Source organism: Priestia sp. YIM B13489 (genome assembly GCF_042787645.1).
In the GTDB taxonomy this organism is placed as follows: domain Bacteria; phylum Bacillota; class Bacilli; order Bacillales; family Bacillaceae_H; genus Priestia; species Priestia megaterium.
Genome location: NZ_JBHZOQ010000038.1, coordinates 1 through 6,540 on the forward strand (window position 1 = coordinate 1; position 6,540 = coordinate 6,540).

Annotated in this window: 5 protein-coding genes; 1 reads left to right on the plus strand and 4 read right to left on the minus strand. The window is 33.3% G+C overall.

The annotated features are described in order from the left end of the window. Nucleotides 1–59: 59 nt before the first annotated feature. Nucleotides 60–329 (minus strand): cold-shock protein, encoded by a 270-nt coding sequence (locus tag ACFX4W_RS04545; protein WP_377559250.1) that lies wholly within the window; start codon nt 327–329, stop codon nt 60–62. Nucleotides 330–1,094: 765 nt separating this feature from the next. Next, on the minus strand, nt 1,095–2,015 hold the full coding sequence (locus tag ACFX4W_RS04550; RefSeq protein WP_377559251.1) for a DMT family transporter: 921 nt from the start codon (nt 2,013–2,015) through the stop codon (nt 1,095–1,097). 120 nt (nt 2,016–2,135) lie between these two features. Between ACFX4W_RS04550 and ACFX4W_RS04555 the strand changes: the two genes are divergently transcribed. After that, entirely contained in the window at nt 2,136–3,476 is a 1,341-nt protein-coding gene (locus ACFX4W_RS04555; protein WP_377559252.1) for an aminotransferase-like domain-containing protein, read from the plus strand. Nucleotides 3,477–3,853: 377 nt separating this feature from the next. On the opposite strand, the gene ACFX4W_RS04560 is transcribed toward ACFX4W_RS04555, so the two are convergent. Both ACFX4W_RS04560 and hemA read right to left on the minus strand, forming a co-directional pair. Further along, nucleotides 3,854–4,977, minus strand: a protein-coding gene (locus ACFX4W_RS04560; protein WP_377559253.1) for an IS3 family transposase whose coding sequence is annotated in 2 segments (ribosomal slippage) — nt 3,854–4,692 and nt 4,692–4,977 — 1,125 coding nt in all. Because the reading frame shifts where the segments join, the coding sequence is not laid out codon by codon here. A 127-nt stretch (nt 4,978–5,104) separates the two neighbouring features. After that, complete coding sequence (gene hemA / locus ACFX4W_RS04565; RefSeq protein ID WP_043980855.1) at nt 5,105–6,337, minus strand: 5-aminolevulinate synthase; 1,233 nt, start codon at nt 6,335–6,337, stop codon at nt 5,105–5,107. Nucleotides 6,338–6,540 lie beyond the last annotated feature (203 nt).

Here is a 6,540-nt window from a genome sequence, read left to right on the forward strand (position 1 = left end):
TATTTTCAATTAAATAATATAGTAGTAATTTTTAATCTATGTGATAGCGTTGGTATAAATTATCTTCGATGAGGATTGAGGGGGATTTTATTAATAAGTCGTTCTCCAGCTTTCATATAATTTCCACACAAAGGGCATTTTTGGTGATTGTCGTAAGAGCAATCCTTTCTCATCCAGCCCTTACAATCTTCTACTGTACATTCCCAAACCTCTGTTTGTTCTTGGGCTAAAGGTTCTTGATTTCTTTTGCCGTAATAATACATACTAACATCACTATTCCTCTTACTATAGTATACCTTATAAAGGAGTAATGAATCATTTATATGCATTGGTAGTTTTTACAGCTTTATTTTTATAAATTCAAGAATCAAAATATGTATTAAGTATATCTTGTCCCCATAGAAAAAACACCTCCAAGTGATTGTTAGGTCGTATATACCCGTTTTTTAACTTAAAGGTGTTTCTTATTTGTCTCACTATTAGGGGTCAGTCCCTCTTCTGCGACAAGGGTTCTTTTTTGTGATGTTTACCGGAAAGAGGTATTATGTTAACTATAATTGTATATCTTATACACCTTAAAAACAGAAAAAACTACCTTATGTGAGTAAGATAGTTCTTCTGGTGAATGCTCTAAATAGATGTATTTGACACCTTATAGTGTCTTGGGTAGTTTGCTCACGATATTTGATATTATTCAAGGTAGACAAGTTAAATATAACAAAAGGAATAGGCGGAATATTTTAATAATTACTTTACTTTGTAATCGTTTTCATATATACTAAGGATAGGTTGGATGGCATGAGTGGCTGTCATAGTATTTAGCGTAGGTGGGGCTGATACGAGGGAACAGGGCATAGAAGAAATGTCCTTTTTTATTTTTGTACAAAAAAAATATTCGATTATCTATGTCAGAAATCATAACAAAGTTATAGTTTTTTTATATCAATTTTTAGTAGTATAAAGATAGTTGATTGAAGATTCTGAAGAAATCTTTTTTGTATAAAGACAGCGTTCAATTGATTGAGCGCTGTCTTTGTGCGGTTTCCTATAAAATCCATTATGGTAACTAGACTTGTATATATTCTAAAAAAAAATTAGGCTTTTTCACTGTGTTTATCTTTTGTACCAAAGTAATTTGTCCCAATAATTCCTGTAATAATGATAATTGCCCCAACTAGATGATAAAGGTGAAATTGTTCTTTTAAAAAAATTACTCCTGCTAAGATTGTAATGAGTGTAGCAAAATTACTGAAGACACTCATTTTAGATGCTTCTATTTTTGATAAGGCGTAATTAGAAAGATAGGACGTGACTAAAGATGATAATAAACCTAGATAGACAATTGCAATCACAAAATCCAGGTGAACAAAAGGCTGGATAAATTGATGGATAGTGTTATTCATTAGATGATTTGTCAATGCCAAACCATTAAATGTAATAAAACCAAATAAAGTCATTATATATGTGATGGTGAATAAGGAATATCGTTGAGTTAAATTTCTAGCACATACATTGTATAGAGACGATACAAGTGCGGAAATTAAAATCAAACCACTTCCTAGTAGACTAGGATTTTTATTTCCTATATCGTTCATATACATAATATATATCACACCTACTACCGAGAAAATAATAGCTATCTTTTGACCAGATGTAGATGTTTCTTTTAAAAATATGCTCGCAAAGATTAATGTGAAAATTGGGGTTGTTGCTTGAATGATTCCAGCTTCAGATGATGATATATTCACTAGTCCAAATACCTGAAAAGCAAAAAAGAGAGTGGGGTATAAAATAGCTAACAAGGCAATAATCCCTATATCCTTTTTGGTTACTTTTAATGATTTTTTCGTTAATACTTTTAAGATTGTAACCCCTATAAAAGCAATAGTAAATCGATGTGCTAATGCATCAAAAGGTGTAGCAATAATTAATGCAACTTTGACAAACATAAATGATAATCCGATAATAATGGCATAAGTAAGTGCTGCTATATATGCTTTTTTCTTTTCAGCCATATGAATGACCCCCTTTAGATTTACCCGGCCGGTTATCATTATAGTAAGAGAAACTAACAGTATCTACGATATAAAAAATACACATCTGTATCGGTACAGATGTGTATTTGGAGGAATACTATGCTTAAATATGAAACAATTTATCAATCCCTACTTCAAAAGATACAGTCTGGAGACTTTCCAGCAGGGGCAAAATTACCCTCAATTAGAGGCTTATCGCAACAATATATTTGTAATAAAAGTACAATATTAGCTGCCTTAAAACGATTAGAAGAGCAACATATTATTTATTCCATTCCAAAGAGTGGTTATTACGTCGTGGAACATCAGGTCTTCGAAGTACCAACATTTACTGAAGGCATTGATTTTGCAACATCATCTCCAACGTGGCATGCATTTCCTTATAAAGACTTTCAACAGTGTATTAATAAAGCGATTGATACATATCAAGAAGAATTGTTTCGTTATGGAACACCAAAAGGTTTATCTTTATTAATTACAGAAGCTAAAAAACTCTTAGAATCTTATCAAGTATTTGCGAAATCTGAACAGATTTTCATCACTTCAGGGGTTCAGCAGGCACTCGCTTTACTAAGTATGATGCCATTTCCAAATAATGGATCTGATATTTTAGTTGAACAACCTAGTTACCATTTGTATATGTATATGTTGAAAACATATGGAATTCGTACAATAGGGATTCCACGTACAGCACAAGGTATTGATCTAAAGCAATTAGAAAAAATATTCAATGAAGAAGAGATTAAATTTTTTTATACAATGCCACGCTTCCATAATCCTTTAGGAACGTCATATAGCAAAAAAGACAAAGAAGCTATTTTACAGTTAGCTTATAAATACAATGTGTATATTATAGAAGATGACTATTTAGCAGATTTTGAATATAACACAAAGAATGATCCTCTTTTTGCAAAGGATATTAAAGAACAGGTTATCTATTTAAAGAGCTTTTCAAAAATCATGTTTCCAGGTTTAAGAATTGGTCTAGCCGTTCTTCCTACCACTATTCTTAACACCTTTCAAAAATTTAGAACGACCATAGATATAGATAGCTCTATGATTTCACAAGCTGCACTATATCTTTATATAAAAAGCGGTATGTTTAAACATAATAAATTAAAAGTAAGTAGTATTTACCATAAACGTGCCGAAGTTCTTCATCAATCACTGCAAAATCATCTGGCTAATTACGAATCATCATCAGAAATAGTTATGCACGGTCATATTTTGCTACCTAAACAAGTAAATATGAAGTCATTTATTCATTATTTACATGAACAGCAAGTATATCTGGATTCAGTTGAAAGTAATTATCTAGCCAGCTTTCACAAAGAACGAGTTTTAAAGTTAAATGTTTCAAATGTTGAAAATCATCGAATTGAAGAGGGTGTCAAAAAAATTGCGAGTGCTTTAAAGAAAAGAGATAACTATTTTCTTTGATTTTTGATGTAGTTTAAATATCTAACACTGTTTAAGAAGAGACTTAAAAGTATTATTCTTGTAATAATGTACATTTTTCTTATGCGCCATTTGTATTTATTCCTACCGGTAATGTTGATTACGTTAACTAAACATGTATAGCATATAAGGTTAAAAACAGAAAAAACTACTGGAACGGAGGGAACCAGTAGTTTTTTCGCTGTTGATTAGTTGGGTTTTATGAGATGATGCCCCGTTTTTTCTTGAGTAGTTTGCTCAAGTTATCAATAACTTATGTATTAAAAGAAAAACCCACCTGGTTTGGGGACTGACCCCTGATTTCGAGACAGGGATCAAAACACCTTTTAAACAGCCAGTTGTCGGTATTGTACCGGTGACTAGTTGTTTAGTTTCGTTTGAATACGGATATGGTTATAATAAGTAACGTAGCTTTCGACAGTTTGTTCTACGATGGCAGTCGTAGTACATGTTAACTCGTCGAGGTAAAACGTTTCAGACTTTAGGCTGGAATGAAACGATTCAATGGAGGCATTATCTGCAGGTGTCCCTTTGCGGGACATATTCATGATGATGCCTCTTTCTTTGACTTTTCGTTGATACGCATATGATGTGTAAACCGAACCTTGGTCGCTATGCAACGTACATCCCTGAGGTAAAGAAGGGAGTTGACTTAATGTATCTAAAACAAACTCTACGTTTTGACAATCCCTCACTGAATACGCAATGATTTCGCCATTAAATAAATCTTGAATACTTGAAAGATACAACTGTTTAGGTCCAAAAGGCAAGTAGGTAATATCGGTAACCAGCTTTTGAAGAGGGCGCTCTGCTCGGAAATTACGGTTTAACACGTTTTCTGCAACCTGATAAGGTTGTCCTGTTTGTTTCCGTTTCTTCCTTTTAACTCGGCATTGCCAACCGTATTTCTGCATGACACGCTGCACTGTTTTATGGTTGATATGCATGGTTTGATTGAGTAACGCTGTAATTTTTCGATAGCCATATCGAAATTTATGTTCACGGCACTGTTCACCAACTTTTCCTTCTATCCATTTCTTCCTCTTTGTTTCTTCTCCTTGCTCATTTTTCTGCCAACGATAATAAGTTGATCGAGGAATACCCAGACACTGACAGATTTGAGAGATAGGCAGTTTCTCTTTTAATTCTTCTACTAAGTTCAATACAACTTCTGGTACCACTCCCTTTCCAACTCTTTATACTTTTTTAAGACTTCAATCTGTTGTTTTAAATATCGATTTTCAGCTTCTAACTTTGATGGAGTATCTTGAGAATGAGCCCCTTTTCGAGGGGTATATGTTTGCCCAACGGGCTGTGCCAGGCGATAGGATTCTCCATCTCTATGCCACCTCATCCATGTTTTGAGCTGTGTATAGTTGCGGATCTGTAAAGTTTCCATAACTTCTTTAATTGGTACTCCTGCCAATCTCATTTCAATTGCTTTTAATTTCACTTCTACTGGATAGCTAACTCTTCTTCCCATAGAAAAAACACCTCCAAGTTATTGTTAGGTACTACATACCCGTTTTTTACTTAAAGGTGTTTTTTTATTTGTCTCACTCTATGGGGTCAGTCCCCTATTCAAAGGTTTTTTTATGCTTTTCTAATTATTAAACGTATGCTAACTCTTTAGTGCTAGCAAAAGGAATATCAAAGTGATTAAAAACTTCTACTAAAGCTTCCGTAAGATGCTGTAGTTGTTCTTCAGAATGATTAGGAGTAACATTCACTCTAAAGCGTTCCGTCCCTACTGCTACTGTTGGTGAATTGATAGGTTGTAAATATACACCATGAATTTTTAATAATCTTTGAGCTGCTTCTTTACACTTAGATGCATCACCTATTAGAACAGGTAGAATATGTGTTTCACTGGAATCCATGATAGGAATGCCCGCCTTGTTTAAGCTTTCTCTTAAAATATTAGTTTTATTTTGTAAAGCTGTTCTCTCTACTTCAGAGTTTTTTAAATGTTCTATGCTTGTATGACAAGCAGCTACGACTGCTGGAGGTAATGAAGTTGTAAAGATAAAACCAGATGCAAAAGATCTTACAGCATCTATTAGTGAGGCTGAAGCAGTTATATAGCCGCCAATGATACCAATTGCTTTAGCCATTGTTCCTTGTATAAAATCAACTTGATCAGCGATTCCTAACTGTGCAGCAATACCTGAGCCTCGAGGTCCGTACATTCCAATAGCATGAACTTCATCCAAGAAAGTAAGCGCATTATACTTCTTGGCAAGTGCTACAATCTCCTTAATTGGTGAAATATCTCCATCCATAGAATATACAGATTCAAAAACAATAATTTTAGGTCTATCAATAGGTTGTGCAGCAAGTAATTCTTCTAAATGAACAACATCATTATGTCTAAAAATATCCTTATCAGCTGAAGTACTACGAATACCATTAATGATTGATGCATGGTTTTTTTCATCTGAAAAGATTATACAATTTGGAAGTATTCTTAATAAACATTGGATTGTTGCATCATTTGAACCGTATCCAGTAGGGAAAACTAGAGCTGCTTCTTTACTATGCCATTCAGCTAAAGATTCTTCTAACTGAGTGTATTGATAATGAGTTCCTCCAATATTTCTTGATCCTCCAGATCCAGCACCATACATTTCAATAGCATTGTGCATTGCTTCTGTTACTTTTGGATGTTGTGACATTCCTAAATAATCATTACTACACCAAACAACGACAGGTTTTCCGTCTTGGGTACCGTCTAAATTTGCTAAAGGATATTGACCACTTATTCTATTAATCGTTACAAACTCACGATATTGACCACTTTTTTTTAGATCCTCTAACTTGTTTTTTACAATCATTTCGTACATATCATATAATCCCCCTGCAGAACTGTGAAAAATTTCTTTATCAAAAAATACAATAAATTCCTTGGTTATTTTTTGAATATATTCACTATAATAACAATTGGGCATTATTGTCAACTTGGATTTAAATATTAATATAATATTGAAAATTCTAATAAACTATAAAAGAGAACCTTTTTAAAGCTTTTTATTATCTGTTTTAACAG